We start from the raw sequence: 14,857 nt of genomic DNA, 5'->3' as shown, positions 1-14,857 counted from the left end.
TGCACCTGTAAAAAACTTAACAGCCTGCTCTCACATTTTGCTGATGATTCAGTGTATTAGCATCTAATTGAACATTTCCTTTTTTGGCATCTGCCTTTCTAGCGTGTGCAAAACCTTCTTGATGATTGAGTCAGCGAAGGCAGCGCGCAGCTCAATATCAATTCAATAACAATGGATTTGTAAACGTGGACAATAAGACATTTAAATTATCAACAATTGCCAAAACCGTACTGCCTTTGATTTCCGTCGCGGTAATCAGCGGTTGTGGTAGTGATAGCACGAACGAAGATACGACGAACCCTGGCTCAGGCTTGTACCCTGCGGGAGAGAACGAAGTCGTCATTTATTACAAACGTGATGTAGCATCAGCTTCAACAGCAAGCGACTACGAAGGTTGGGGCTTGCACCTATGGAACGGTGAGGGCTGTACCAGCACAGATTTAGACGCAATGGGCATTCCGGGAACAGGAACGGATTGGTCTGCGCCACACCCATTCGATGGCATCAACGACACCTACGGTGCTTACTACGTACTGAAAATAAACCCTGACGCCTCTGACCCACACGAATGCATGAACTTCATTCTGCACAAAGGTGATGAGAAAGCGTTCGGCAGCGCAAACTCAAAAGTAGAGTTGACGAAAATCGGCGAATCGAAAGGTTTGTTTGGCTTCCACGGCAGCAGTGAACTTTACTACGAGCCAATAGAAGAGCGCCCTGTTGATATTGATGGTCAAAAAGCCCATTGGTTAGACGCCAACACCATCGCATGGGAAGCGGCGACCAGTGCGGATTCCATGAAGCTGTTCTACAGCCTTAGCAATGACATCAAAATGGATGAAGACAAGCAAATCTCTGGCGGTACAGCCGTTGAGCTGACAAAAGCTGGTGAGTTGTCTGATGGTCTGAAATCACGCTTCCGTCACCTTGCTAGCCTTCAAGCTGCGGGTATCGATGTCGATGACGCGACCTTGCGTACGATCCTGAAGTCACAAATTGTTATGGTGGCTTACAACGCAAATGGTGACGTCATTTCTGCAACTGAAATGCAAAAGCCGGGCGTTTTGGATGCGGTGTTTGCCGATTCCAAGGCAGGTAACGCGATCGGTCAAGAACTCGGTGCGATTGTGGAAGGCGGTGCCGCAACCTTCAAACTATGGGCACCAACTGCCCAAGATGTTGATCTGATAATCTACGATGAAAACTTAGCAGAAGAAGCGACCGTTGCCATGACGGAAGACCCAGCAACAGGTATCTGGGTTTCTGAGGCACAAAGCAACGTTGTCAACAAATACTATCGCTACCAAGTTAAAGTATACCACCCAACAACTGGCGTCGTTGAAACGCGTTTGGTAACAGACCCATATTCAATGAGCTTGTCTAAGAACTCACGATACTCGCAAGTGGTTGATTTAGATGATCCAAGCTTAATGCCTCAAGATTGGAAAAACTACGCACGCCCAACGGTTAAAAAAGACGAAGACCACGTCCTTTACGAGTCACACATTCGTGATTTCAGCTTTAACGACAGCAAAGGCACACCAAGTCTTGATGGCAAATATCTGGCGCTTACAGAACCTGAGCGTGAGTCTGTATCTCACTTACAAGCCCTGAAAGATGCTGGCCTAACAACGCTACATATCCTGCCTGCGTTTGATATTGCAACCGTGGATGAAGACGCTGACCAGCGAGTCGATATCACCGACACCGTGGGTAAACTTTGTGGCATCAAGCCAGAAGCCTCCATTTGTGAGACCGAAGATGACGGCAAAGTGATTGAAGAGGTATTAAATAGCTACGACCCAACAACGGGCAAAGCACAAGCGTTGATGAACGATCTTCGCATGCTAGACAGCTTCAACTGGGGTTACGACCCTTACCACTACACCGTGCCAGAAGGCAGTTATGCGACCGATCCTAACGGGTCTAAGCGTATTCTTGAGTTCCGCGAAATGGTTCAAGCGACGCATAAAATGGATCTGAAACTGGTCATGGACGTCGTGTACAACCACACAAATGCATCTGGTGTGAACGAAAAATCAGTACTGGATAAGATTGTCCCTGGGTACTACCACCGCCTAAACGTCAACACTGGCGGAGTCGAAAACTCAACCTGTTGTGATAACACCGCAACCGAGAACTTGATGATGGGTAAACTAATGGTTGACTCATTGATGGTATGGGCGGATGACTATAAAGTCGATGGTTTCCGTTTTGACCTTATGGGCCACCAGCCGAAAGATGTGATGGTTTACGCACTTGAAAAAGTCCGTGAAATTGATCCGAATACTCTGTTCTACGGCGAAGGTTGGGACTTCGGTGAAGTCGCGCAAAACGCTCGCTTCGATCAGGCGACACAAGTCAACATGGCGGGGACAGAAATCGGTACTTTCTCTGATCGTCTGCGTGACGCAGTTCGTGGCGGAAGCCCGTTTGATGGCGGTGTAGATTCTGAAGGTAAGCACCCACTTCGCTTTAACCAAGGCTTTGGTAACGCCGCTTATCCTAACGAAGAAACCAAAACTGACGCAGAGTCGGTGAATGGTCGTTTACACAACCAAGACCTGGTTCGTCTAGGTATGGCTGGTAACTTGGCTGACTACATCCTTCTTGATTACAAAGGCGAAACCAAACTGGGTAAAAACGTTGATTACAATGGTGCGCCTGCAGGCTACACAAAAGTGCCATCAGAGAACATCTCTTACGTGTCTAAGCACGACAACCAAACATTGTGGGATAACAACGCCTACAAGATTGCGACAGGCACTTCATCTGCCGAACGTGCACGTATGCAGGCTGTGTCCCTATCAACGGTGATGCTTGGTCAAGGCATTCCATTCATCCACATGGGTTCTGAGCTATTGCGCTCTAAATCCATGCAGCGCGACTCGTACGATTCTGGTGACTGGTTCAACCGTGTATTCTTCGACGGAAGCGACAATAACTGGAACGTTGGTCTACCACGTGAAGACAAAGACGGTGCAAACTGGGAGCTGATCAAAACCATCGTTGGTGACAGCACGGCGAAACCAGATTCAACCGACATCGAGCTGACTAAGCAACAATTCCTAGAGCTACTAAAAATCCGTAGCACAAGCGAACTGTTCCGCCTAGATACCGCGCAAGAAGTGATGAACCGTGTGGACTTCCGCAACGTAGGGAAAGACCAAGTGGAAGGCTTGATTGTGATGTCTATCGACGATGGTACATCAGCAGGTGCCGATTTAGATTCGAACTACGATGCTGTCGTGGCCGTTGTGAACTCAACATCAACTGAGAAGTCTTTCAAAGTTGCTGGCGCAACTGGTTTCGAGTTACATGAAGTTCAACAAAACTCTGCGGATGACATCGTGAAAGGTGCAAGCTTCACCAATGAAACGTTCACAGTACCAGCACTGACAACAGCGGTATTCGTGCAGCCACAAAACGGCGCACAAGGTGCTGGCCTACCAGTAAACACGGATAACAAAGACGTATCGAGCATTCCTCCTTACGGCGAAACCGTTGTTTACGTGAAAGGCACGATGAACGAGTGGTCTGATAGCAGTGATTGGGCGATGACCTTTATTGGCAACGGTATGTACTCTGTAACTGGCGTTCTTGAAGCTGGTGAACACGAGTTCAAATTCGCGGACTCTGGTTGGGCAAATCCAAACATCGGTTGTGATATTGCGAATATAGCTTCTGGTTCACTAGACTTAGGTTCAGAAGGTAACTGTAAGCTGTCTGTTGCTGAAACAGGTAAGTACAACTTCACTCTGAACGCGCTACATGTTCAAGATGAAAGCGTAGAAAAACCGGTCGTGTCAGTGACCAAGTCAGCAGATGCACCAACATTCGGTGAAACAGCACTTTACTTACGTGGCACTATCACTACATGGGATGCTCCAGCACAAGACTCAACTGCGAAGTTCAGCTATGTAGCAAATGACGTTTACTCGCTAGACATTACCCTAGCGGCGGGCAACTACGAGATGAAAGTTGCGAGCGCAGACTGGGCAGCAGACACCAACTTCGGTGGCGAAGGCAGTGTTGAGCTTGGTAAAGCGCTAACGATGGAAGTCGGTGGCGGTAGTGCAAACCTGAAAATTGCGATTGCAGAAGCAGGAAATTACAACTTCCACTTCAACGCGGCTGACAAGTCGGCGCCAATCGTGACGGTAACCAAAAACTAGTTTCATTTAAAAACATCCGTAATGAAAAAGGGGAAGCATCACGCTTCCCCTTTGTTTTATTGGCGTCACTAAATGGTGGATACCAAAATCAAAAAGGTGTTAGTTTCCCCAAATCTGTTCAACAAACTCAGGATGATCAATGAATGGATTACGATTGCCCTGAAAATCAAACACTTGTTGATTGCGATTTCGTTCTTTTTCACTAACGGGATCATTTTTGTGCCAACGCTTAAGCATGTTTAACACCCAAGGTTCAAAAACCGTCGAACTTGAACCATCAAGGACAGCATCCGCATTGCTTGAGTTACCTTCCCAATTACCTACAACATTTTCATAACGGGTCGCCATGTAGAAATAAGCACGGGCGAAGTCGCCCTTAAACTCATCAATCGGCTCAAACACCGTACCGAAGTAGCCCAGACTAGTGCTTGCTTGGCCAAGTTTAGAGCCATTACTAGACACGTAGGTCGCGGTGCCCACTTCACCAAATGGCCAATTACTGCGCTTCGCGTTTACATAACCATCAGTCGCAAACAAGTGATGACCGTCTGAGTTCATCGGCTCAACCTTACCGCCAAACCAGCTTTTCGGAAAAGAGTGCTCACGGTTGTAGCAATCCCCTTCCGTTTTGTATTGGCCACATTGGTCTGTGACTTTGGTAAAGCTTACTGTATCGCTAGCAGATGGCTTTTCAGAATACATATCGAGAATAGAGCCATCATTTTCGTAATAACGATCAATATCGGCATCTTTTACCAAGGCCCACACCGCAGAATAACCTCGGCTGGAGTGATTATTGATAATGTTAAACAGCGCCGTTTTTAGAGCGTAGCCCGTCTTACCAGATGCCGCTTGATAGTAACCATCAACCACTGGTGGGGTCGTGGTTGAGTCACCTAACGTAAAATCGGTGGTTTCACTTTTCGAGAATTCAGCGCCAGAAGCAAGAGTCTTATCTCCCTCAGTCAGAATGTACGACCCCGCGCCACTGCCACAACAAATGCCGTCACCATACTCGTCTTGAATCGTGAATTGGTAGTTACCGTCAGCTAAGCACATGCTCTTTTCAATGGTGATTGCTGACTCATATCCCTGACCAGAAAACAGTACTTCGGCTTGGTTATTTTTTAACATCCAGCTAGTTTCTGAACCATAATTATCTGTTGTGAGAGTCAAGACCACTTGGTGATCACTACAACTTTCTACAGGAGGTTGTGTACTCGTCTCAGTCGGTTGAAAATTATCGACGTAGACAACTTCTGAGCCATCAAAACTGGCTTCATCGTAAAAACGCAAACCGACGTTGATGGTCTTGTTCGAGCTCGCTGTGTAGTTGTGCGCCAGCTCTTGCCACTGGTTTACCTGCTGCGGATCTGAGTAATTGTGATAACCATCAACCACCAGACGTGCTTTTACATTTCCTTCGGTGTGATAAACCGAGACAGAAAACGGATAGGTTTTCCCTTGCTCCACATTAATGGTTTGCAAAAGGTCAGTGTTGCTTTGGGTACCTGTATTCACGACGACTTGAGCAGCCAGGCCGCCCGATTTGATTTGTTCGCTGCTTGGCGACACCGCGATGCCAGCGTCAATCACTGACCACTGCGTAGGTACATTGCCATTCCACTGTTCAAAGTCACCGTTGATAATTTGGCTATATGCAAACGGAGAGCTAACAGCAGCAAGGAGACAGAGGGAGTTCGTTATGGATTTCATTATACTTTTCCATTAGTTATATAAATCCCAAACACGATAAACATATTAGTGGGGCATAAGTAATCCTTCAGTCACATTTTTACGTTGCACAAGTGTTAATTTACTTTTTAATGTGCAGCTTATCTCACAAATATCCATCTGCTGAAAACAAACGCCAATACAAAAAGCGAAGCAACTTGTTGGCTACATCGTCGTAAAACCATTAAGGGAAAAGTAAAACAGACAGAAAAAAGCCAAGTGTGCGCCTATGGGGGTCAGCAACAACACTTGGCTTGTTTATAAGAAAGCTTGTGGTCAGCTCAACTGGTGAGCATCAATTCTGGATAATTCCTTAAGGTTTTACCGCAAAGAATCGTCCTTGTAGTGGCGACATCAGAATCTGATATTGACCATTGCTCGGAGTAATTTTTTCATTCGTGAGCAAATCCACCAACTCACCAGTACCAACACTCTCCTGAGTAAGAGTGACGCTTCTAGCGCTCTCTAAGGTATTTAGCGCAAACAAGACTTTGTCCGAACCAGATTGTTTCAAGTCCACATAACTGCCGTTACTCGCAACTAAATTCGTGCGTGACCCTTGATAAAGTGCAGGATGCGCATCGCGCATTGTCATCAGCGATGTCACATAAGATTTGAGATCGGCTTGGTTTGCATCAAGCGTCGCCGTCACGCCTTCAATTTTCGCACTGCTGCGCGCAACGTGATCATCGCACAAACCTTGAATGGCACAGGTGCTGTTGTCTTCTTTTGCGGCAAAACCATCCACTTGATCCCCGATTTCATCACCGTAGTACAACGTGATTGGCCCGGTGTACGCCGCTTGGAAAGCAAACGCGGCTTTATGGCGTAACCAATATTCTGCATCATTCACATCCGCCAAGTTTCCGCGCTGTAACAAGTCACCAAAGCGCACTAAATCATGGTTGCCGATCATCAAATTCGGCTGCGCATGTGTTGGATATTGGTTGTGTGTGCTGTAGCCGTTGTCTAACCAATCCACACCGCGACCACCCACGCCGCTCTCATTCACGGCCAAAGTTTCAACGATGCGATATCGCATAGGGAAGTCAAACGCAGAGCACAATGCTGGATCGCTGTTCGATCCATACGCCTCATTCGCAATCTCAGACTCCCCTTTCCAAATCTCTGCCACCATGTAACCCAACGGATTCACTTGATCGCCTTTGCTATTGGTGTACGTCACACTTTGTGAGGCTTCATCGACGGCTTTACGAAGTTGTGTCCAAGCGTCTGTCGGAACTTGATAGGCTTGATCTAAACGCCAGCCGTCAATCTTGAGTTCTTTGATCCAATACGTCGCCACCTCTTTGTAGAAATCGAGACTGGCTGGGTAATCCACGGGATTGCTTGAGCCTGAAGGCAACAAGCCGGAAGGCGAGGGTTTGATCAAACCATTCTTATGGTGGCCAAATACGCCATCAAAAAATACGTACAGACCGCGTTTGTGTGCTTCTTCGACTAAAGTTTTCGCGGTCGCTAAGTCACCAAATTTGGGGTCGATTTTAAAGTAATCTGTCGCAAAATAGCCGGTGGCGTCCAAACGATCCGCCCAATGATCTTGTCCTGCTATCTCTTCTGACTCAAAAACTGGCGTCAACCAAATCGCATTCATCCCTAAGTCTTGGATGTAATCGAGTGAATCAATCACTCCTTGCAAATCGCCGTTATGATGGCTGGTGCCATAACCTGTACCGTGACCAATGCTCGCATCACCATCCACAAAACTCTCTACCATGATTTGATAAGTACGAAGTTGGTTACTTTGCGCCATGACATTGGCTTGGCAAGCATAACTGGTATCCGGTAGCGGAGTGCTGCTATTAGTGTCGCCACCACCAGAAGAATTACACGCAGATAAAGCACCAATCACACTTAACGCAAGCAACGATCGAGACAGGCGATGGTTACGTAGGATATTACGCATTTTATTCTCCCTAACTTACTCAAATAAACTACGGAAATTTGAGTAATAAAATTAACCCCGACATGTGTTTCATGCAGGGGTTAATAAATAAAAATAGATTTTAAATAATTGAATGGAATATTATTGGCACTTATTTACCATGACATGAACAGGTTTGCCTTTTCCTTCAAACTGAAGACTCCATACATATTTACCATCTTCTTTAATATCAACCGAAGTATCCGTACCGTAACCACCAAATGTTAATGGTGTTAATTCACCAACGTTCATTCTATTACCTTTTGCGGTAAATTGTGGGAACCACAACTCGGTCGCATACTGCATTCTGTAGGAGCCTACTTTTTCTTGAACCACGGCTTGGTAGAAATTATTCCCTTTGTAGGTGTATTGACGCTGAGGCACGTGTTTCCAATCGGAATCCGCAAAAGTACCCACCACAAATAGTGGTTTAGAAATAGGTCCTTTCGCTGTGCTGTCTGGGTTGTCACACGCTTTCATGAAAGCAACCACTTCGTCTTGAGACATATTAACAACTGGCTCTGTGGCCGCTTCAGGTTCTGCCGTCGATTGACAACCTACTAAGGCAACAAGTAGGGCAGCAGCAAGAGAGGTCTTCATCATGTTCATTTCACGTAATTCCTTTTTAGTATATCCAAAGCAAAATAAACTCAACGGTTAAAAGAAATATTAATCGTTATTAAAATGGAAATATCAAACGCCAAATAAATATCGTCAGATTGCGAATTTAAATCACTTCGAGAAGTTTGTTTATTTCCTAAGTACAAAAAATAAGTTAGGAACTGCCATTAATTATTGATCCAACCTATATAAAAAACAAAGTAATAAAAATAATTATGTGAATAAGGTAACTCTATGTAGGGGTATTTTTATTGGTTTATTTTCTATGAAAAAGGTCAGCATTTCGCTGACCTTTTTTATCTGATTATTTTCTATTTACGGCTTTCACAAACACTTGTTGTGCACCTTCGATACCCAGCTCTTTTGCTTCATCAAGCAAAGTGAGCGCTTTCGGAATATCATTCGCTGCGACTGCTGCTTCAATGGAGCTGTAGTAGTAGCTAGTAAGGTCCGTACCTTGGGGAATGTTATCGTTTTTCGCAACAATCTTAGTATTCACGATATCATTCGCGGATACCGAAAAGCGGAACTGACCAAGTGGGCTATGTTTCGCTAGAGGGTCTGCAATATCTGGCGGCTGAGTGTGGCGCGCCATGGCGAAGGCTTTTGCAGGGTGTAAAACTTGTGTACTTCCTTTTAGATCGGCGGAAGTCGTGTAAACCAACACATGCAGATCGTTACCTGTCATGTCTGGAATCACATTGAGATCAAGTACGAATTTATCGTTGTCCAACAGTTTTGCTGGTTCATACTTAAACTTTGAAAAATCTGCTTGGTAAATGGTTTCTCCTGCCGAGTTCATCACTGCGACATTAGGAGCATAAAATTGAAGTTCCTTACTTACGAATGTCTCTAATTTGATATCGAGACTGCCACGGTTTCCTGGAAGAGCAAACGCTGCAATAGCGCCAGCACTGTTACCATCCAACAACATTTGGCTTTTATCAGTCAAAGCGAATTCAGTAACCACAGGCACGTTAAGCGGTACCCATTGAATATCACCCGATTGCGTGATCACTTGTTGCTGACCTTTTGGACTCATCTCTACTTGTTCTACAGACGCACAACCAGTAGCCAACATGCCCAGCAGTACGGGAGCAAGCCATTTTTTCATTACTGTCTACCTCGACTCTTTATTGTTTTTTAAATAAATACAGCCAGATAAGTTCTGGCTGTATCATTCTAGGACAATTTAGGACTTAGTGGTTAGATGATTACCACCAAGCTTCAGCTTGTACACCGAACTGGAACGTATCGTCTGAACGACCGTTGTCAAATGTGTTTGAGTTGTCTTCTTTGTCAGCCGTTAGGTAAGAAGCGTAAACACGGATTTCAGGACGAGCCCAGAAGCTAGAGCCAGCAGACCATGCTTGAGCAACAGTTAGCTTACCGTATTTGTTTTCTTCGCCGTCGTTATCGTCGATAGCGTAACCAGCTTCGAAAATAGTTTTGTGGTTGTCATCCCATTTGTACATTGGACGAACAACAACAGACATTGTTTCCCACTTGTCTTGGCCAGCCCACATGTCTTCACCAACACCGTACACTAGCTGGTGACCCATTTCCCAGCTGTCGCCCATGCCGATTACACCCCAGTTGATTAGGCGGTAACCAGATGCACCGTTGTCAGCTTCTGCGCCGTACCAGCTACCGTCGCCGTAGAATGCCATTGTTTTTGAGTAACCTTCAGTACCGTACTGAAGCACTGTTTTGTTGAAACCAGCGTCTAGACCTTGAGTCAATTCTGCTGTGAACATTACGCCGTTTTTCGCATCTTTAGTGCCGTTTGGCGCAGCGTCAGTTTCGTTAAGAATTGCGTAGTTCAAGCCCATTTCTAGAGAGCCGTTGTCCCATAGAGGAAGACCTGCGTAACGTACGTCTAGAGTGTTTACGTTTGTTGCGCCGCCATCGTTGCCTGGGTCTGCGATATCGCCGCGGTCGTTACGAACCCAAGCGAAAGAAACTTTACCAGGACCAGCTTCGATACCTTCAACACCAGCGCCCGCGCCAGAGATGTTCCAGTAGTAGAAGTCAGAGATATGAATGTCGTGACGTTGGTAGTAGCGTTTACCTGCCCAAAGCGTTGCTTCAGGAGCAAAGTTTAGTAGGCCTTTAGCTTGAACGTTGAACTGACGTAGTGCGAATTGTGCATCGTCTACACATTTCACTTCGCCGTTATCCAAACCACAGTTAGCAGAAGTGCTTTCCCAGTCGTTTGAACCGTTAGAAGTCATTGCAACCATAGAGTCTACGTAGAACGTTTTGCCGTTGTTGTTGTAAACTTCTTTACCTAGTTGAATCTCGCCGTAGATATCGCTTTCATTACCTAGACGACCGATCTTGTTCTTTTCGAATGTTAATTGTTGACCACCGTCAGCGTTCACGCCAACGCCAGCACGCATGTAACCGTGGAAATCCACTGCGAATGCAGAACCAGCAGCTAAAGTTGCAGCTACAGCAGCAGCAATTGCACTTACTTTTTTCATTCTTAACTCCATTAAGGGTATTTATAATTCTGTCTTCCCTGCTCACTCTTTTAGGTGAATATAGGCAGTAAAAACACACCTAAAGAAAGAGAGGTAAGATGGGAACGAATCCCCGTTTGTTTCAACAGTTGTGAGATTACCCGAGGCGTACAAGGATGACTTCCTCCGCCCTAAACTAATTTAAGGGGGATGAGAAGGGAGTAGAAAATTTACCGAATGGTGTTTTTTCGAGTCAGATCACCAATCTAGGGAGGAATTAGTAAGTTTGTTCGGTTTTGAGCCGCTACAAAGTGATAGCCATTTCATATTTTTGACTCTAAGCCGTCACATAAAGTAATTAAATTACACGAATATTTTTATATTTAGGGTGGTTGACCTTAGTAAGACAAAGTTTTTAACTTATAGTTTCCTAAAGGTAGCAATAAATATTAAATAAAGTATCTCCGATGACACGACTTCTCTCTCGCCCCTACCCCCTGGGCGCAACATTGAATAAAGAAGGCTGTAACTTCTCTATTCATGCTCCGGGCGTAAAAGACATTCAACTGGCATTGTTTGCAAACGATGGCAGCTACGAGCTTCACGGTTTACCGAATGAATACGCTGGCATACGTCATACTTTTATTCCAGATATTAAGCCGGGGCAAAAATACGGTTACCTTGTCTCCCACAAGGACGAGCCACTGTTAATTTCTGATCCGTACGCAAAATCAATAGATAAAGCCCTCCACTATCACCCTCCCTACTCTCCAGCCAAAAGTTTCGATATGCCGAAGTGCGTCGTTATCGAAGATGATTTTGACTGGCAAAACACGGATCACCCGCGTATACCCAGAGAAGAGATGGTATTGTTTGAGACGCACGTCAAAGGGCTTACCCAACGCCACCCAGAGGTTGAGGACAAGCTGAAGGGGCGCTATTTAGGTCTTGCATCACCTGAAATGCTGGCCTTTTACAAACAGCAAAACATCAACACGCTGCAATTGCTACCTGTCGCAGCATGCATGCATGAGCCTCATCTACTAGAGATGGAAAAGGTCAATTATTGGGGATACAACCCTTATCTCTTTATGGTGCCCGATCCGCGCTACGCAGAACAAGACGCCGTTACGGAATTAAAAACAACAATTCGCGAATTGCATAAAAACGGCATTGAGGTGATTCTCGACGTGGTTTACAACCACACTGCTGAAGGTGGTGAAGGGCCTACAATCTTCAACCTGAAGGCCCTCGATTCCCGTTTTTACATCAAACATGGCAACCACTTCGCCAATTACACCGGCTGCGGAAATACAGTGGATCTCACCTACCAACCAGCCTTAAACCTTGTGATGGATACATTGCGCTACTGGGTTAGCGAATTTAAAGTCGATGGCTTCCGTTTTGACTTGGCTGCAACGTTAGGTCGACAGGGCGATGATTACAACCCAGAAGCAGCTTTCTTTAAAGCCGTTGCGCAAGACCCAATTTTGCGTGAAACCAAATTGATTGCCGAGCCTTGGGATATTGGTCCAAATGGCTACCAAGTGGGTAACTTTCCATTTGGTTGGAACGAATGTAATGACAAACTGCGTGATATTTCCCGCAGTTTTTGGCGCGGTGATCAAGGCTATTTAAAAGAGTTTGCCACTCGATTAATGGGCTCTCGTGACATTTATAGTGCAGCGAACTGGCCATACAAACTCACCGTAAATTACATCACGTATCACGATGGCTTCACACTGCAAGATTTAGTGTCTTACAAGCACAAACATAACGAAGCCAATGGCGAAGAAAATCGCGACGGTCACGGCGACAATCGTTCAGAAAACTACGGTGTTGAAGGCGAGACCGAAAATCTGATGATCATCGCCACGCGTGAGAAGCAAAAACGCAACCTTATTGCTAGCTTGCTGTTTGCCTTCGGTATCCCACACATTCTCACTGCTGATGTTCTGTCTCACACCCAAGGCGGTAACAATAATGCCTATTGCCAAGACAACGAAACCAGTTGGCTGAACTGGGAAGAGACAGAACGTAAGCAACATTTCAAAGCATGGATGTCACAAATGGTCGCCAACCGAAATCAATACATGGTGCCATTTATCCGAGCTTTCAGTGGCGAAAACCGCAATAACAACCGCATTTTCTGGCGCCGAACAGACGGTCGCTTAATGGAGCACGATGATTGGAACCGTTTAAGCTCTGTCGCACTTCACCTTGGTATCGGTAAAGAAGGACAAGAGTTGGTCTACCTCATCAACCAAACTAACGCCACAGCGCGCTTTAAGCTCCCCAATGAGCGAAAGCAAGAATGGGTGACGATCTGTGATACAAACGTACGTAACCTCAACCCAGGACATGCTGAAGGCGAAGTCTTGCTGTCACCCACCTCGATGGTGATTTTGCACTATCAACCAAACCAAAGCACACCAAAAGGTGAGCAAACGCATAGCTAAATTATAAACGTTCCAAAAAAGGAAAGCCGATGCATCTCAGTGCTTCGGCTTTTTTGTTGGTTAGATGTGCCTAACTCATTATTCGCAAGGCGGCGCTAGGTGAATCAAAGCTAACCCACCCTGTGACGTCTCGCGGTATTTCTTGTTCATGTCCTTGCCCGTTTGGTACATGGTTTCAATCACCTTATCCAACGAGATCAAACATTTACTATTACGCTTTAGTGCCATGCGAGATGCATTGATCGCTTTCATTGCACCCATTGCATTACGCTCAATACACGGTACTTGCACTAAGCCACCAATTGGGTCACAAGTCATGCCTAGTGAGTGCTCCATGGCGATCTCGGCCGCAATACAAATTTGCTCATTACTACCACCACGCAGCGCGGTCAAGCCAGCTGCCGCCATAGAAGAAGAAACACCGACTTCGCCCTGACAACCTACTTCGGCACCCGAAATAGACGCATTAGTTTTGTACAAAATGCCAATCGCACCGGACACAGCAAGGAAGTCTTTAAGCTGTTTAGTATCAAGCTCTTTGATGAAGCGATGGTAGTACATCAATACCGCCGGAATCACACCCGCCGCACCATTAGTTGGCGACGTTACGACTTGTCCACCAGCCGCGTTTTCTTCACTCACAGCAAAAGCAAACAGGTTAATCCAATCCATGATTTCCATTGGATCGTTTTCGATTGCTGCATTTGCTTCAAGCTTTTTCAGCAAGTTTGGCGCACGGCGGGTCACGTTCAAGCCGCCATCCAAGATGCCCTCTGTTTCGAAACCACGCTCCATGCAACGCGTCATCACACGCCAGATCTGTTCTGCGCGTTGATTGATGGCTTCCATTTCCTGAAACGCTTGTTCGTTTTTCAGAATCATGCCGCCGAGGCTCATGCCGTTCTTCTCAGCCTGTGCCAACATTTCGTCCGCGCTGGAGAATGGGAACTCAACGTCTACGGGTGAAGTCGCACTGCCATTTTGCAGTTCATCCGCCGTTGCGATGAAACCACCACCGATAGAGTAGTAAGTTTCAAACCCAACCTGATTGCCATGCGCATCTAACGCAGTAATCGTCATGCCATTTTCATGCAGAGGAAGATTCTCTTCATGGAACAACATGTCCGTTTTGTAGTTGAATTCGATTTCATGACGGCCATCGACAGACATCATGCCCTCTTCAATCGCCTTGCGCATCGCTTTGTTTGCAGAAGCGATTTTGATGGTATCTGGTTTGTTACCCAACAGACCCAAAATCGTTGCACGGTCTGTATGGTGACCAATCCCTGTTAACGAAAGTGAACCGTATAAATCGACTTGAATACGAACCACTTTTGCCAAGTTCGATTCAATCAAACGAGTGAAGTGGTAACCCGCGATCATTGGACCATTGGTGTGAGAGCTAGAAGGGCCCACACCAATCTTGTAAATATCAAAGATGGACAGCATAAACTTACC

General features: G+C 45.9%; 8 protein-coding genes. 2 read left to right on the top strand and 6 right to left on the bottom strand.

All coding sequences use genetic code 11. From position 1 onward, the window contains the following. Positions 1 to 185: 185 nt before the first annotated feature. Positions 186 to 4,175, top strand: coding sequence for a pullulanase-type alpha-1,6-glucosidase (gene pulA, locus KJB35_RS03325; RefSeq protein WP_193837789.1), 3,990 nt, complete (start codon positions 186 to 188; stop codon positions 4,173 to 4,175). A gap of 99 nt (positions 4,176 to 4,274) precedes the next feature. Here pulA and KJB35_RS03320 read toward each other — a convergent pair whose 3' ends face one another. The 5 genes from KJB35_RS03320 to KJB35_RS03300 all read right to left on the bottom strand — a co-directional run bounded on the left by KJB35_RS03320 (position 4,275) and on the right by KJB35_RS03300 (position 10,961). After that, a complete protein-coding gene (locus KJB35_RS03320) occupies positions 4,275 to 5,891 on the bottom strand; it encodes an endonuclease (protein ID WP_149191704.1) in 1,617 nt (538 codons plus the stop codon). A 331-nt stretch (positions 5,892 to 6,222) separates the two neighbouring features. Then, positions 6,223 to 7,836 (bottom strand): alpha-amylase family glycosyl hydrolase, encoded by a 1,614-nt coding sequence (locus KJB35_RS03315; RefSeq protein ID WP_017820115.1) that lies wholly within the window; start codon positions 7,834 to 7,836, stop codon positions 6,223 to 6,225. Positions 7,837 to 7,956: 120 nt separating this feature from the next. Continuing rightward, complete coding sequence (locus tag KJB35_RS03310; RefSeq protein ID WP_042522205.1) at positions 7,957 to 8,463, bottom strand: hypothetical protein; 507 nt, start codon at positions 8,461 to 8,463, stop codon at positions 7,957 to 7,959. A gap of 316 nt (positions 8,464 to 8,779) precedes the next feature. Further along, entirely contained in the window at positions 8,780 to 9,589 is an 810-nt protein-coding gene (locus tag KJB35_RS03305) for a MalM family protein (RefSeq protein ID WP_005374786.1), read from the bottom strand. Between the two features lie 100 nt (positions 9,590 to 9,689). Continuing rightward, positions 9,690 to 10,961 (bottom strand): maltoporin, encoded by a 1,272-nt coding sequence (locus KJB35_RS03300; protein ID WP_005374784.1) that lies wholly within the window; start codon positions 10,959 to 10,961, stop codon positions 9,690 to 9,692. A 446-nt stretch (positions 10,962 to 11,407) separates the two neighbouring features. On the opposite strand from KJB35_RS03300, the gene glgX reads away from it, so the two are divergent. After that, positions 11,408 to 13,399 carry a glycogen debranching protein GlgX gene (glgX, locus tag KJB35_RS03295; protein ID WP_005374781.1) on the top strand — a complete coding sequence of 664 codons (1,992 nt, stop codon included), beginning with the start codon at positions 11,408 to 11,410 and terminating at the stop codon, positions 13,397 to 13,399. Positions 13,400 to 13,477: 78 nt separating this feature from the next. Here the strand turns inward: glgX and KJB35_RS03290 are convergent, their stop codons facing one another. Beyond that, complete coding sequence (locus KJB35_RS03290; RefSeq protein WP_149191703.1) at positions 13,478 to 14,848, bottom strand: L-serine ammonia-lyase; 1,371 nt, start codon at positions 14,846 to 14,848, stop codon at positions 13,478 to 13,480. Positions 14,849 to 14,857: the final 9 nt, after the last annotated feature.

The sequence above is a fragment of the Vibrio sp. D431a genome, assembly GCF_030248655.1.
Lineage (GTDB): Bacteria > Pseudomonadota > Gammaproteobacteria > Enterobacterales > Vibrionaceae > Vibrio > Vibrio alginolyticus.
This window is presented reverse-complemented; position numbering and strand designations above follow the sequence as displayed.